We start from the raw sequence: 14,652 nt of genomic DNA, 5'->3' as shown, positions 1-14,652 counted from the left end.
GGACACGAGGTGGCGTGGGCCCAGTTGGCGCTGCCGGCGGCGGCAGGCGCGGCTGCGCCGGTGCGCACCGCGCCGGGGCGGCCCGCCGTCACGTGCCGGGAGGAAGGGACGGCTTTGGTGGTCACAGGCCAACAATTCCGCCTGGTGTTCGACCGGGTGCGCGGGCGCATCGTGACATGGACGTTCGCCGGACATGAACTGCTCACCGCCGGACCACGGCTGTACCTGTGGCGGGCGCCGACCGACAACGATGTCCACGTGGCGCGTGAATGGCGGCGGGCAGGGCTGGATCGCCTGACCGAGCGGGTGGATGCCTGCACATGGGAGATGGCGGAGGACGGCCAAGCGGTGCGGGTGCGTGTGCACAGCCGCGTGGCGCCGCCGGTGTGGTCGTGGGGCATCGCCTGTGTGTACGAGTACACCGTGTACGGAGACGGAGACGTTCGTCTGCGCGTAAACGGGACACCCGAGGGGGACGGCCCGCAGACCCTGCCGCGCATCGGGGTGCAACTGAAGCTGCCGGCGTCGTTTTGCGAGGTGGTCTGGTACGGGCGCGGGCCGGGCGAGACGTACCGCGACACGAAGCAGGCGGGCCGCTTCGGCGTGTGGCAAAAGACGGTGGCGGAGATGTACACGCCGTACATCCGGCCGCAGGAGAACGGGAACCGCAGCGACGTGCGCTGGGCGGCGTTGGCGCAGCCGCAGGGCGCCGGGCTGTTGGCGATAGGCCAACCCCGGTTCCACTTCAGCGCGCTGTACTTCTCGCCCGAGGCGCTGACCCAAGCGCGCCACCGGCATGAGCTGGTGCCCGAGGACGAGGTGACGTGGCAGATTGACCTGGAACACCACGGCATCGGCAGCGCCAGCTGCGGCCCGGGGCCGCTGCCGCAGTACGAGCTGCACAACGAGCCGTTCACGTTCGCGGTGTGCTTGCGGCCGTTCGTGGCCGGCATGGGCACACCGCACGCGTTGGCGAAGCGGCCGCTCCCTGAGTAAGCTGCAACAGCCACAAGCTGCAACGGCCACCTTCCTCCGGCTGCGGACGTATCCGCATGGATGAGGAGGCATCCGCATGGAAGTCTGGGCGCATCGCGGTTTTTCCGCCCAATACCCCGAGAATACCCTCGTCGCGTTTGCAGCGGCGCTGCAGGCGGGGGCGGACGGCATCGAGCTCGACGTGCACCTCACGGCGGACGGGGAACTGGCGGTCATCCACGATCACGACGTCTCCCGCACCACCGACGGCCGGGGCGTGATCGAATGGATGCGTTGGGCTGAACTGCGCCGGTTGGATGCGGGCGGATGGTTCCATCCGCGTTTTCGCGGCGAGCGCATCCCGTCGTTGGCGGAGGTGTTGGCGCTCGTGCAGCGCCACCCGCGCCCGGTGGCGGTGAACATCGAGCTCAAGACCGCCGCCTTGCGCGGGGACGCGCTCGCACAACGCGTGTGGCAGGTGGTGGTGCAACACGGGATGGCGGAACGTGTGTGGATCTCGTCGTTCAACCACCTGGCGCTCGCCGCGTTGAAAGCAAGGCACCCCGAAGCGCGCATCGCCCCTCTATACATGGAAGCGCTGGTGGAACCGTGGCGGTATGCGCAAGGCTTCGGCGCCGCGGCGGTCCACCCGGAGGCGGTGACGCTGGATGAGGCGTTGGTCCGCGACATCCACCGCGCCGGCTTGCGCGTGCACGTGTGGACGGTGAACGATGCCGCCCGCTTGCGCGAGCTTCGGGACTGGGGTGTGGATGCCGTCATCACCGACCGGCCGGACATCGCCCTGGCGCTAAGGTGATGCGGTGGATACGTTTGCTGAACCCAGCCGGGGGATCATCCCCGGCTTTACGTATTGCCTCACCCTTGCCGTTTCTACCAACCCTATGGTACCTTGACTGGTAGAAACACCGCGAATTGTGTCGAGTGTCCCGGACATCGCCGATTTCATGGAGCGTTCGTTCCATTTCTTCAATCCCCGCGCAACCTGCACACCATTCCCCGGAGGCTCGTGAGGATGAAGCGTATTCATCAAGCGTTGTGGTTCGGTGCCTTCTCGACAGCCATGGTCATGCCGGGCGGATCGGTGTGGGCCGCGCAGCTGCCCATCCTGCACCCGGGCGCGCAGGGGCCGTATGTGGTTTGGCTGCAGCAGACGCTGGCCCAAGCAGGGTACAAGCCAGGGCCGGCGGACGGCGTCTATGGTGCGCAGACCACCCAGGCGGTGAAAGCGTTTCAGCGCGATCACGGCCTCACGCCGGACGGGATTGTCGGCCAGTTGACCTGGCAGGCGCTCGAAGCGCTCGACCCGTCCCATCCGCCGCCAAAGCTTGGGACGACGAGCGCGGGCGCAACCGGCCGTACCGCACCGGATGCCGTGGCCAAACGAAAAAGTGCGCCGACCCCGCGCATCCAAAATCCGCGCCGGACCCAGGTCTATGTAATCGGGAAACTGGTTGCCGCACCCATGGCGTTTACCGCCAACAACACGACGTACATGCCCATTTGGTACATCATGCAGGCATTGAAACAGCTCGGCATCACCAGCCATTGGGACGGGCACACGTGGGCGCTCACCGTGCCCGGCGCGAAGGACCCTGGGGACCCCATTGGCCAAGGCGGACAAGCCATCGCCATCAACGGCCATGTGGTGGCCCGCGTGGACAGCATTCCCGCGCCCGATCCCGATACGGGGCGTCCCACGGCTTTTCTGCCGATTTGGTACGTCCAGCAGGCGCTGGCTCACGCGGGCGTGCTCTACCAGTGGAACGGGCAGCAGTGGAAGATGGCGCCGCAAAACCTTTATCTGGCCTACGCACCCAACGGCAAACTGCTCGGACGGTTCACGGACCTGACGAAGGCGAAGCAGGCGTTGGCCACTGTCCCGGGCGGCAGGGTGACGGACGGGCTGGGGAGGGTGCTCTACACCCAGCCGCAGCCGCAATACACGGTATACGACGCCGGCGGCCGCGCGGCAGGTACATATCCGGCGGCGGCCGCTGCGGTGAGCGCGCTTGCAGGCACGCCGGGCGGGTACGTCCTCGATGACCAAGGCAATCTCATCGCACTCAAACCCCAGTCTGGCGCCTGTTTTGTCTATGACGGCCAAGGCCGGCTCCTCGGCGTGTTCGCGCCGCTCGCCAAGGCGGAACGCGCCCTCGCGGACTACCCGGGCGGCACGGTGCGGGACGCCAAGGGTGTGACGCTGTACACGCAGCCGGCAAACGGCGCGTATACCGTCGTGGATGTTGCGGGATCGGCCCTGGGGACGTACGACACGCTCGCGGACGCGGAGGCGGCGGCGCTGGCGCAATGGGCGCAAGCGGAACCGGACAGCGGAGCGGCCTTTGCGGTGCAGGACCCGGCGGGGAGCGTGGTGTTCTCGGTGCCGGTCGCACCCGGCCAAGCGCAGGGATCAGGCACGCAGGGGTCGGGCCAAGCGCAGGGGTCGGGCACGCAAGCCGGGGCGCAAAGTCAAGGCACGCCGAGTGCAAGCGGGCAGGCCCAAGCTCCGGCGGGCGGACCGGCGGGCGCGCCGTCCACGCAGCAACCGGGGGCGCAGACTGCACCGGCGGGATCGCAACCGGGGACGGCCCCTGGGTCGCCGGCCGCACAGCCAACGGGATCGACGTCCAAGCCGCAGGCGGGGTCGCCGCCAGCCACCCAGCCGGGTTCCGCGCCAGCGGCCGGCGGGACGGCGCCGCAAGCGCAAAGCGGGAATGCGAACCCGCCGTCCGGCGCAGCAACCGGCGGCGGGCAACCGGGCCAAGCCAATCCAGGCAACGGCATCACCTATACGGCGTATGCCACCGCCGGACAGCCGCTCGGCACGTTCACCGACCTTGCCACGGCCGAAGCGGCGGTCGCCCGCGTGCCGCAGGGGACGGTCGTCGACAGCCAAGGCAACATCCTGTACGTGCAGCCGTTGCCGCCGCTCTACCGGGCGCAGACGGCGGACGGCCAGGTGGTCGGCCTTTTTGCCGATCTCGCCCTTGCCAAGGCGGCGCTTGCCCAGTCGCCCGGCGGTACGGTCAGCGATCCGGCCGGAAAGGTGGTATACACGCAACCACAGCCGAATCCGAATCCGTCGCCGGGTCCGTCGCCGAGTCCGCAGCCGGCCACCGACTTCACCAACGTGGACCTGCGCTTTCCGGCACCGGCGAACATCACGCCGCAGCTCATCGATCAGTTCCTGACCGCGCACAACTCGCCGCTCGCCGGCCTGGGCCAGGTGTTCGTCTGGGCGCAAAAGATGTACGGGGTCAACGCCAACTACCTGGTTTCCCACGCCATCCTTGAGACGGGGTGGGGCAAGAGCAAGATCTGCATCCAAAAGAATAACCTGTACGGGTACGGGGCGTTTGACAGCAACCCCGGCGTGGACGCGGGGGTTTTCCCGAGCCAGGAGTACGCCGTCCGCTTCCAGGCATGGGTGGTGCGGCAAAGCTACCTGACCCCCGGCGCGAGTCTGTACGTGGCGCCAACCCTCAAAGGCATGAACGTCAACTACGCATCGGATCAACAGTGGGCGAACTCCATCGGATCGCTCATGAACCAACTGGCGCAGGCGGCGGGCGACTCGGTGAAAAGCTACCGCGCGTACGTACCTGGCCAGTCGGCGCCCACGCCGCCTTCGACGCAGGAGCCGGTGTTCCTGATGAACGGGGCGCGGGCGGTGGTGGTGGCCAATCCCTGGTACAAAGACCTGCCGTACTACCCCGACATGGGGACCGGGATGCGCCAAATGTTCACCCGCGTGCTGAGCTATGGCGATCGCGGCAGCGATGTGGCGACCCTGCAGTCGGCGTTGAACCAACAGTTGAACGCGGGTCTCACGGTGGATGGGATTTTCGGTCCGAAGACGCAGGCTGCAGTAAAGCAGATGCAGCAGAAGCTGGGACTCCGGGTGACCGGCCAGTGCGACTTCACCCTGTGGAGCAAACTGGTGCCGGCGCCCAAAACCACCATCCCTGCCAACACGCAAGTGACGGTGGACAAGATGCAGCAAGGCATGGCGGCGGGGTTGGTGACGGAGTGGTATCATATCCCCCAATACGGATGGGTGGATTCGCAGTTCGTCCACTTCAGCAACGTGTACCGCTTGACGGTGCCGGATCCGCTCTCGCCCGCGGACGTGAACGTGCCCATCTACGACCCTGCGCATCCGTCGGTGGTGATGGCGACGCTGCGCAGCGGGGATTACGTGGTCAGCAAACAATCACAGCCGGCAAACGGCGTGTACACCATCCTGTTCGCGGACCAGCAGAGCGGCAAGATGCTCACCGGCATCCTGCACGCTTCGGACGCGACGCTTACCCAGGTGCAGTGAGCGGGAAGGATGTGCGAGCGATGAAAAGGCGACAGGTGAGACGGCGCCAGCGGACCATCCGCCGCCGCTTTGCGGTGGCGGTGGCCTTGACCATGGTGGCGAGCGCAGCGTTGGCGGGCTGCGGCGGGATCTCGTCGTTGTGGCACGGCCAAGGCGCGGGCGGGCAAGGGACGGGTACCGTCGGCGGGACCGGCGGGCACGGCACAGGCACGGGTACGGGATCGCAGGGTGGCCAAAGCAGCCCTGGCGGCGGTGCGGGAGGCGGAACGAGCGGCGGGCCTGCGGGGGGGCAGAGCCCAGGTTCCACGACCACGCATGCAGGCGGCACGCCGGGCAGCCCGCAGGGAAGCGGGACCGGCCACGCGGGTGCGCCCGGCAGCGGGGGCAGCGGCGCCGGGACGCAAGGCGGTACAGGAGCGCCCGGGGGGACGAGTAACCCGCCTGCGGGAACGGGATCGGCAAGCGGCGGCACGGCCGGTTCCACACCCGGTGCAGCAGGCGGCGCATCCGGCAGCGGCGGTGGAGCAGGCAGCGGATCGGGTGCGGGCGAACAGCCGGGCGGCGGTATGACCATGGTGTCATACAACGGGGTGCAGGTGGAGGTGCCATCCGGGTGGACGCGCACCGCGGTGCACGGCGGCGACTACGGCGGGTACCGGTACACCAATCCGGCCGACCCGAAGCAGTCCATCACCCTCGTCGTGTCCAGCTGCGTGGGCTGTTACTTGGATGACCAGGGCCAACCTGACCCGCGTAAGGTGATCCCGGTGCCAGGGGCCACGGACGTGACGCCGTCGGCAGACGGGCTCAGCGTCCGGTTTCATTACCAGCCGGCGAACAGCCCGTATCCAGGTGTGGGCATGGTCACGGTGAGCAAGGACATGGCGGGTTACGCGTACGTGGAAGTGGTGGTACCGGCGGCCAATCGCGCGCTGGCCGAGTCGGTGCTGGCGAGTTTCACGGTGTCGTTGTGAGGCAACGATATCAACGAGTAGTGGTTCAAAGTAGGTGTCAGGCGCTTCGGGTCCGCCTCCAGTTCTACACGCGGGGCCTCGCCGCATCCGATGGGCATCTGCCCTCCCATGTGTTCCGATTCGACCGGCTGGTCACGCGAACACCTCGCGCAGGTCGATCACGACGCCATCCAGCACCCCGACGGAGACGCTCGCATCCGGTCCGTACACGGCGGGTGCCGCGAGCGCACCGCCGTCAAACCGGTACACCTCGGCCGTCTGGTGGACGGGATCGACCAGCCAGTACTCCCGCACGCCCTTTTCGCGGTACAGTTCGCGCTTGACCGCCCGGTCCTTGACTGCCGTCGATGAGCTGAGGACCTCGACCACCATGTCCGGCGCGCCGACACAGCCCTGGGGCTTGATCTTGGCGGGATCGCAAATGATGGTGATGTCCGGTTCGACGTAATCGCCGGACGTCTCGTCCAGCCAGACGCCGAACGGGGCGACGTACGCGCGGCAGCGTTTGCCTTTGAGCTGGGCGTACAGCTGGCCGTATATTCCGCCCACCACGCGCTGGTGCGGCTCGCCGGGCGGCGGCGTCATGTCGTGGACCTGGCCGCGGATGACCTCGTACCGCTCCGGCAACGCTTCCCGCACCTGATCTTCGTGCATCCTTCACGCCCCCTGCATCATGGCGCAAAGGGCGCCGGTCATGTTGCCGGCGCCCTCCCCAGAAATCGTTCGCGTGAAACTCAGTCCGTCACGGCGCCCCGCGACGCGGACTGCACCAATTGCGCGTACTTGTACAGCACGCCGCGCTGGAACTTGAGCGGCGGCGCCTGCCACGCCTTGCGGCGCGCCGCCATCTCCTCGTCGGAGATGTGCACCGTCAGCTCCTGCGTCTCGCTGTCGATGGTGACGAGGTCCCCGTCGCGCACCAGCGCAATCGGCCCGCCCACCTGGGCCTCGGGCGCCACGTGGCCGACCACCAAACCGTGCGATCCGCCGGAGAAACGCCCGTCCGTGATGAGGCCGACCTTCTCGCCCAGGCCCTTGCCGACGAGGATGGCGGTCGGCGACAGCATCTCCGGCATGCCCGGGCCGCCTTTCGGGCCCTCGTAGCGGATGATGATGACGTCGCCCTCTTTGATCTGGTCGTTCAGGATGGCCTCGGTCGCCGCCTGCTCGCCGTCGAACACCCGCGCCGGGCCGGTGATCCGCTTGACCGTCAGGCCCGCCATCTTCGCCACCGCCCCCTCCGGCGCGAGGTTCCCGCGCAGGATGACGAGCGGGCCGGTCTCCCGCAGCGGATTCGACAGCGGCCGTACCACGTCCTGGTCCGCCGGCAGCGGCGGCACGTCCTTCAGATTCTCGGCCAGCGTCTTGCCGGTCACCGTCAGGCAGTCCCCGTGCAGGTACCCGGCGTCGAGCAGCATCTTCATCACGCCCGGCACCCCGCCGATCTCGTGCAGGTCCTGCATGACGTAGCGGCCGCCCGGCTTCAGGTCGGCGATGTGCGGCACCTTCTTCTGGATGCGGTCGAAGTCGTCGATGGTCAAATCCACGTCGACCGCGTGCGCAATGGCGATGAGGTGCAGGATGGCGTTCGTCGATCCGCCCAACGCCATGACGAGGGTGATGGCGTTCTCAAACGCCTCTTTCGTCATGATCTGGCGCGGGGTGATGCCTGCCTCGAGGAGACGGTACACCGCACGGCCCGCCTCATAGCAGTCCTGGAGCTTGAGCGGGCTGACGGCCGGATTGGACGAGCTGCCCGGCAGGCTCATGCCCATCGCCTCGATGGCGGACGCCATTGTGTTCGCCGTGTACATGCCGCCGCACGATCCCGGCCCCGGACAGGCGTGGCACTCGACGCGGTGGAGCTCCTTGTCGTCGATCAGGCCGGCGTTGTGCTGGCCGACCGCCTCGAACGCGGAGACGATGTCGATGTCGCGGCCGTCGAGCTTGCCCGGCTGGATGGTGCCGCCGTACACGAACACCGCCGGCAAATTCAGGCGCCCGATGGCGATCATGCACCCGGGCATGTTCTTGTCGCAGCCGCCGATGGCCACCAGCGCGTCCATCCGCTCGGCGTTGACGACGGTTTCAATCGAGTCGGCGATGACCTCCCGGCTCGGCAGCGAGAAGCGCATCCCGAGCGTGCCCATCGAGATGCCGTCGGAGACGGTGATGGTGTTAAAGATGATGGGCGCTCCGCCGGCCTCGCGGATGCCGCGCTTGGCCTCGCGCGCCAGCTGATCGATGTGCATGTTGCACGGCGTGACCTCGCTCCACGTGCTGGCGACGCCGATCATCGGCTTTTTGAAGTCCTCGTCCGTGAAGCCCATGGCGCGCAGCATCGCCCGGTTCGGCGCCCGGCTCGCGCCCTCGCTGATGTCGATGCTGCGAATGCGCAGGTCCTTTTTCTGCTCGCTCATCTGCCTAACCCTTCTTTCTCAATCTCCGCCCGCGCCGGCGCACCGCAATCCGTCCGGACAAGGGGCGTGCTCACGGTTCCTATTATCCCTGATTCCGAGTGCATTGGAAAGCCGTTTCCTGGGGCAGGCGCCTGTTTTTGAGCCAACCTGGCGCAGCGCGCAGCGCACAGCCATACAGTATGGCGAGGCTCCGTACGACGGAGTGGAGAAGGAGGGAACACCGTGCCTGCCAAGAAGTCTGCCAAACGGGGTCAACCGCGCCCGCGGGCCGCACAGCCTGCGCAAGAGCAAAGTGTGCAGCCGCAGAACGCGCCGGCGGCCGCGGGCCAGCCTGTGCCACAGCAAGTTCCATCCTCCGGGTCCGCGCAAGCTGCATCCTCGCGGCCCATCGAGACGTTGAAGCAAAACCTGTCCGGCAAGCGCAAGGCCATCTTTCAAATCCTCGACGATGTGAAAAAGGTCCGGCCGGAACAGTGGCAGGATCCCAATCAAGTGGAACAGTTGGCGCGGGACTTTGCGAACAAACTCGGGTTGCCCGTGCCGGAACAGCGGTTGAAGGCGTTCGTCAACGCATACAAGGACGCGACCAAAAACGGGCCCACCGCCAACGTGGACGAACTGATTCAAAAGTATGGACAGCATGTGGATGAAAAGACGGCACAAGAGATCAAGAAGTTTGTGCCCAAACACGTTCGGTGACGGGGCACAGGTCCCCGTGGTCTCGGACGGGGGTGTATCGGTGGCACACCGAGGTCCATCGGGGCGTGTATGCGAGGAACAGGTATTAGGCTGAGGGGAACAGGTGCTTTGCGGACAGAACGCGGCGACTGCGGTCGCCGCTTTCGTTGTTTACCATCCAGGATGCCCCGGCTGTCCCGGCTGGCCTGGACCTTGATACCCCGGATAACCTGGCTGGGGATAACCTGGCTGGCCTGCATATCCTGGGTGCCCGGGGTATCCGGGAGACCCTGGATACGCTTGCGGGGGCACCGGCGGATACGCGGGCGGATTGGGCCCTGTGGGCGCGGACGCAGGCGGTCCCGGGTACGCCGGGACGGTTGGTTGCGCGGCCGGCGGTGCCGTATGCGCCGCGGGCGGTGCCGCCTGGGGCGCCGGGTGGGACGGATAAGGCGGTGTGTTGTCCGGCGCGGTCGCCGGCACGCTGTTCCGCGGCGCGCTGGTGCTCTGGGTTTCCCGGCTCTCTCCTCCGCCCGCCCCTTTGAACAACTGGGCCCCGAGCGGCGAATTCATGAGCGCAGCCAGGATGTTGGCGAAATCCTCCGTGCTCAGGTTCTTCCCCCGGTGTTTGACAAGTTTCTCCAATACGCCCGTCTCTTTCAGGGCGTTCGACGTCACATAAAACGTCTCCAACATTTGATCCGCCTGCTGCAGGTACTGGGCGCAACTGCGGATGAAGCGGCGCAGGTTGCCGACCGCCTTCATCGATTCCTGCATGTTCTCGGGCGACAACAGGGCGGACAGGCCCTTTTTGGGTGCGGGAGCGGGCGGCGCGGCTGTCCGTGCGTTCGGGGTCCTCGCCGCACCTTTTCCCTGAGCCGCCGCGCGGCCGCCCCGCTTGCCGCGGGGCGCGGGCAGGCGGTCCAAGTTGGTGCGCAGAGCGCGCAGGTTGCGTGCCAGTTCACGGCGCAGCGGGCGATAGCGCGGATTGGACGGGGTCATGCCCTGCAATTGCCGGCGCAGACGGTGCAGCGCCTGCGCAGGGGCCTCCCGGCGTGGTTGCGAATGCATGGTCCAGCCTCCCTGTTGGAAGCATCACGATACGGCGCCGTGCCACGGTGCCGGCGCGTCTTCCATCCCGCTGTATCGTATGGACCGTCACGCCCGTTGGTGCCTGCCCCGCCCTCGCAGCATGATGCGGTCAGCGCAGTGCGCGCACGAAACGCTGAATCCGCTCCACCGCCGCCACCACGTCTTCGTAAGCGGTCGCGTATGAGAGGCGGACGTTGTTCGGTGCGCCGAACGACTCGCCCGGCACCGTCGCCACCAGCTCGTGCTCCAGGAGCAGTTCGCTGAACTTGGCTGCGCTGTCGATCACGACGCCCTCATACGCCTTGCCGAACAGGCGTGCGACGTTCGGAAACGCGTAGAACGCCCCTTCCGGCACGGTGCACGCGATGCCGGGGATCTCGCGCAGCCCGGCGATGAGCGCGTCCCGGCGCCGGCGGAACTCGGCGACCACCGCCGGGTTGAACGCGTCGAGCGCCGCAATCCCTGCCACCTGCGTGATGGTCGAGGGGCTGTGCGACGAGTGGCTCTGCAGGCTGGTCATCGCCTGGATGATCTCGCGCGGCCCGGCGACATAGCCGAGGCGATAACCGGTCATGGCGAACGCCTTGGAAAAACCGTTGACCACGAGCGTCCGTTCCATCAGGTCGGGGCAGACGGCCGGCAGGCTGACGTGGGCGACACCGTAGACCAGCTTCTCGTAGATCTCGTCGGTGACGATGTACAGGTCGTGATCGCGCAGGACCTGCCCAATGGCCCGCAGTTCCTCCTCGTTGTACACGGCGCCCGTCGGGTTGCTCGGCGAGTTGAGCAAGAAGGCGCGCGTTTTCGAGGTGATGGCTTGGCGCAGCTGTTCCGGCGTCACCTTGAACCCGGACGACTCGTCGGTGGGGATGATGACCGGCACCGCCCCGGCCAAGCGGATCTGCTCGGGGTACGACACCCAGTACGGCGCCGGCAGGATCACCTCATCCCCCGGCTCGCAGATGGTGAGGAAGATGTTGTACAGCGATTGCTTGGCGCCCGATGAGACGATGATCTGCTCCGGCGTGTATGCCAGCCCGTTTTCCACCTGCAGCTTGCGCGCAATCGCCTTGCGCAGCTCCATCATGCCTGCGACCGCGGTGTACTTCGTCAGTCCGGTAACGATGGCCTTGATGCCCGCCAACGAGGCGGCTTCCGGCGGCTGGAAGTCCGGCTCGCCGACGCTCATGTTGATGACCGGCTTGCCCTGTTGGATGAGTGCCTTCGTCTTCGTATCCATGGCCACCGTCGCGGACGGGGTGATGGCACGCACGCGCTGAGAGATGTGGTGTTCCATGATCCACGCTCCTTCTCGGCTACTGCGTTCATTGTAACACAGGCGTCGCGAAGGAGCCCGGGGAGCGGCCGGTTCATTGTCAAAGTTGGCACCGCTTTGTTCATCTCGCCTGGCGCAAAGCTGCCTGAGGGCATGGTTGCCCTGCTTCCGGCAGAACCGTACCCTACTGCCGCGTTCACGTCAGGCTCGGCCGAACCATCGTCCCAACCACGCGCGCCACCACGGTCCCGGTGCCAAAGGCGCGCGCTGCGCGGGGTGCAGGGGGCAGGTCGCGCGCGGCTCCGTGCCGACGAGGAAGTAATCGGTCTCGGTGTCGCGGCAGGCGTCGGTCGCGAGCTTGGCGGTCACCGGATCGATGGTGCGCGCCACCAGCCCGGCCGGCGGCCGGTACCAGGTGTACGGCAGGTGCTGCTGGGCGGTGCCCATGAACTTCGCCCAGATGGGGGCGGCCAGGTGCGCATCCTGCGGGGTGAGCGGCCGGTCGTCGTCGTACCCGACCCACACCGCGCACACCAGGCTCGGCGTGTAGCCCACCATCCAGTTGTCGGTGTAGGTGGTGCCCGTCTTGGCGGCCGCGAGGCCGTGCAGGTAGCGGCGTACGCTTGCGCCGGTGCCGCCCGAATCCAACACGCTGGTGAGCAGGTCCGTCATCTGAAACGCGATCTGCGGCGAGATGGCGGGCACCGCCTGCGGCGACGCCTGATAGACCCCGTACTGGGGCGCGCGCACCTCCTCGACGGTGTAAGGGGTGATCCGCTTGCCGCCGTTGGCGAGGACCGCGTACGCGCGCGCCATTTCCACAGGGCTCGCCGGACAGACGCCGAGGGCGAGGGAAGGCACTGGATCGAGCGGGGAGGTGATGCCCATCCGCCGCGCCGTGTCGATCACCTGTTCCACCCCGGTCTCCAGGTTGGCGGTGACGGCGTACACGTTGTCGGAGCGCGCGATGGCCTCGCGCAAGGTGATGGGCCGGCGGGCGTACATCTCGCCGAAGTCGTGCACGGTGTACAGCCGGTCTTCGTCGTACAAAAACGTCGTCTTTGCGCTCATCACTTGGCGTGCCGGGGTCCATCCGTGCTCCAGCGCGGACGTATAGAGGAGCGCTTTGAAGGCCGATCCCGGCTGCCGCTCGGCGAAGGCGCGGTTGTAGGGGCTCGTCGCGAAGTCGCGGCCGCCCACCATCGCCCGGATGGCGCCGGTCTGCGGATCGAGGGCGACGAGGGCCGCCTGCAGCGGCCGGTCTTTGGGCAGGGTGGTCGCCACCGCGCGCTCTGCCGCCTGTTGCAGCAGCGGATCGAGCGTGGTGGTGATATGGATGCCACCTTGATAAAGGGCGTCGGGGGACAGATGAAGCCGCTGTTCCACCTCCCGGACGACGGTGGTCGTAAAGTAGGGCGCCTGCACCACGGGCGGATGGACGGTCGCCAAGTGCAACGGGGCATGGTAGGCCGCATCCGCCTCCGCCTGGGTGAGGTAGCCTGCGGCCACCATCCGCTGCAGCACCACGCGTTGCCGCGCTTTCGCCTGGGCGAAGTGGGTGAGCGGGGAATAGAACGCAGGGCCTTTCGGCAGGCCGGCGAGCAGGGCGCATTCCGGCAAAGAGAGCGCCTGCACGGGCTTGTTGAAATAGAGGAGGCTCGCCGCTTGCACACCGTACGCGCCGTGGCCGTAGTAGACGGTATTGAGATACTGTTCGAGGATGGTGCGCTTGCTCTCGTGCAGTTCGAGCTGCATGGCGTACAGCGCCTCTTTCACTTTGCGCCACAGGGTGCGGTCCTGGCTGAGGTACAGGTTCTTCGCCAACTGCTGCGTGATGGTCGATCCGCCCTGAACCACGCGGCCGCGCGACACGTCCACCCAGAGGGCGCGCAGCATGGCGAGCGGGTTGAAGGCGTGGTGGTGGTAAAACTGCGCGTCCTCCACCGCGATGGTGGCTTCCTGCAACCAGCGCGGGATGACTTCGAGCGGTACGCGTTCGGCCCGAATGCCCTTCGGTGTCCAGACGGCGAGCGTTGTGCCGTCGGCCGCGTCCATCTCCGTGGGGTCGAGCAGGCTCTCGTCCGGCAGCGGCAGCAGCCGCAGCGCGACGAGCAACAGGGTCATGCTGCAAAATCCCCCCAAAAGCGGCAGCACGGCCGCCTTGAGCCACAGCGGCAGCTGCCGCCACCAGCGGCGCCAACCTGCAGGTGCCGGGACAGGATTGCTGAAGGAAGGTTGGGGGGAGCGCATGAGCCACCTCCACGGTCACAGCCATCGCCAGCAGTATTGGCTGCATTCGTCCAATTGATCCGATACATTCCAGGTGGCGTTAGTTTGCGAAGAGGCGGCGCGGTTTATGCGCAGGTTCAAGCCTTCTGGGCGGGGATATGTGGACGGAATGAACCAGACCGTGTTAGAATAACACTGGAAAGTGCAGGAGGGTTAACCCCTCCTGCGTGGGTGTCGGAATCCCGCCGTATGGTTGGCGCCTCGGCGGGATTCGCCATGCATGGCCCGGATGATGTCTGCGATGCCATAGGACACATGTGCTAAGCCCCGCAGTACCAACCAGACCGCTATGGCAGCCTCAATCAGCCCGCACAACCCACCACCCCCCTTCATCCGAGAGGTGTGGAGGAGGTTCACCCTCCCAACGGCTGTTATATCATGAAAGATGAGGATTATCCATAGTTTTCCCAGCTTAAATGCGTGAGTGAATTGAACTGAACAACCCCAAAGAGTGCCGTCGACCGTCAGATGAGACGGCAATTCCATGTGCAGGGATCCTTCTGCAGTGGTTCAGCCGGTTTCCTGGTATAATACGACTGCGTTGTGGCCGTGACGGGCGGCTTTTCGGAGAGTGCCAACCGAGCGAGAGGCGCACATGCGCGC

Annotated in this window: 10 protein-coding genes; 5 read left to right on the top strand and 5 right to left on the bottom strand. The window is 66.7% G+C overall.

Going from position 1 to position 14,652, the window contains the following annotated elements:
• From IEX97_RS05180 to IEX97_RS05165, 4 genes are all read left to right on the top strand, one after another.
• Positions 1-996, top strand: a 996-nt coding sequence (locus tag IEX97_RS05180) for a beta-galactosidase small subunit (protein ID WP_229776423.1), incomplete at its 5' end; no start/stop codon positions are given.
• Between the two features lie 76 nt (positions 997-1,072).
• Positions 1,073-1,792 (top strand): glycerophosphodiester phosphodiesterase, encoded by a 720-nt coding sequence (locus IEX97_RS05175; RefSeq protein ID WP_188881547.1) that lies wholly within the window; start codon positions 1,073-1,075, stop codon positions 1,790-1,792.
• Between the two features lie 216 nt (positions 1,793-2,008).
• Positions 2,009-5,320, top strand: coding sequence for a peptidoglycan-binding protein (locus IEX97_RS05170; RefSeq protein WP_188881546.1), 3,312 nt, complete (start codon positions 2,009-2,011; stop codon positions 5,318-5,320).
• 20 nt (positions 5,321-5,340) lie between these two features.
• Positions 5,341-6,294, top strand: a complete 954-nt coding sequence (locus IEX97_RS05165; protein WP_188881544.1) for a hypothetical protein — start codon at positions 5,341-5,343, stop codon at positions 6,292-6,294.
• Between the two features lie 132 nt (positions 6,295-6,426).
• On the opposite strand, the gene IEX97_RS05160 is transcribed toward IEX97_RS05165, so the two are convergent.
• Together IEX97_RS05160 and ilvD are read right to left on the bottom strand one after the other, a co-directional pair.
• Positions 6,427-6,948 carry a Uma2 family endonuclease gene (locus IEX97_RS05160; RefSeq protein WP_188881542.1) on the bottom strand — a complete coding sequence of 174 codons (522 nt, stop codon included), beginning with the start codon at positions 6,946-6,948 and terminating at the stop codon, positions 6,427-6,429.
• 80 nt (positions 6,949-7,028) lie between these two features.
• On the bottom strand, positions 7,029-8,714 hold the full coding sequence (ilvD, locus tag IEX97_RS05155; RefSeq protein WP_188881541.1) for a dihydroxy-acid dehydratase: 1,686 nt from the start codon (positions 8,712-8,714) through the stop codon (positions 7,029-7,031).
• A gap of 222 nt (positions 8,715-8,936) precedes the next feature.
• Here ilvD and IEX97_RS05150 point away from each other — a divergent pair, with 222 nt between their 5' ends.
• Positions 8,937-9,413: a hypothetical protein gene (locus IEX97_RS05150; RefSeq protein WP_229776421.1), complete on the top strand. Its 477-nt coding sequence runs from the start codon at positions 8,937-8,939 to the stop codon at positions 9,411-9,413.
• A gap of 150 nt (positions 9,414-9,563) precedes the next feature.
• Here the strand turns inward: IEX97_RS05150 and IEX97_RS05145 are convergent, their stop codons facing one another.
• The 3 genes from IEX97_RS05145 to IEX97_RS05135 all read right to left on the bottom strand — a co-directional run bounded on the left by IEX97_RS05145 (position 9,564) and on the right by IEX97_RS05135 (position 14,010).
• Positions 9,564-10,463, bottom strand: coding sequence for a hypothetical protein (locus IEX97_RS05145; protein WP_188881539.1), 900 nt, complete (start codon positions 10,461-10,463; stop codon positions 9,564-9,566).
• Positions 10,464-10,593: 130 nt separating this feature from the next.
• Positions 10,594-11,781, bottom strand: a complete 1,188-nt coding sequence (locus IEX97_RS05140; protein WP_188881537.1) for a pyridoxal phosphate-dependent aminotransferase — start codon at positions 11,779-11,781, stop codon at positions 10,594-10,596.
• 180 nt (positions 11,782-11,961) lie between these two features.
• Positions 11,962-14,010 (bottom strand): transglycosylase domain-containing protein, encoded by a 2,049-nt coding sequence (locus IEX97_RS05135; protein ID WP_229776419.1) that lies wholly within the window; start codon positions 14,008-14,010, stop codon positions 11,962-11,964.
• Between the last annotated feature and the right edge of the window lie 642 nt (positions 14,011-14,652).

The organism is Paenalicyclobacillus cellulosilyticus (assembly GCF_014647315.1).
GTDB classification, from domain to species: Bacteria; Bacillota; Bacilli; order Alicyclobacillales; family Alicyclobacillaceae; genus Alicyclobacillus_J; species Alicyclobacillus_J cellulosilyticus.
Note: the sequence above shows the minus strand (reverse complement) of the source record. Positions and strands in the feature narration are given on the sequence as shown.

Coding starts and splice junctions, on each gene's coding strand:
- ilvD (WP_188881541.1), bottom strand. CDS start 8,714: ATGAGCGAGCAGAAAAAGGACCTGCGCATTCGCAGCATCGACATCAGC.
- IEX97_RS05140 (WP_188881537.1), bottom strand. CDS start 11,781: ATGGAACACCACATCTCTCAGCGCGTGCGTGCCATCACCCCGTCCGCG.
- IEX97_RS05170 (WP_188881546.1), top strand. CDS start 2,009: ATGAAGCGTATTCATCAAGCGTTGTGGTTCGGTGCCTTCTCGACAGCC.
- IEX97_RS05175 (WP_188881547.1), top strand. CDS start 1,073: ATGGAAGTCTGGGCGCATCGCGGTTTTTCCGCCCAATACCCCGAGAAT.
- IEX97_RS05160 (WP_188881542.1), bottom strand. CDS start 6,948: ATGCACGAAGATCAGGTGCGGGAAGCGTTGCCGGAGCGGTACGAGGTC.
- IEX97_RS05165 (WP_188881544.1), top strand. CDS start 5,341: ATGAAAAGGCGACAGGTGAGACGGCGCCAGCGGACCATCCGCCGCCGC.
- IEX97_RS05135 (WP_229776419.1), bottom strand. CDS start 14,010: ATGCGCTCCCCCCAACCTTCCTTCAGCAATCCTGTCCCGGCACCTGCA.
- IEX97_RS05145 (WP_188881539.1), bottom strand. CDS start 10,463: ATGCATTCGCAACCACGCCGGGAGGCCCCTGCGCAGGCGCTGCACCGT.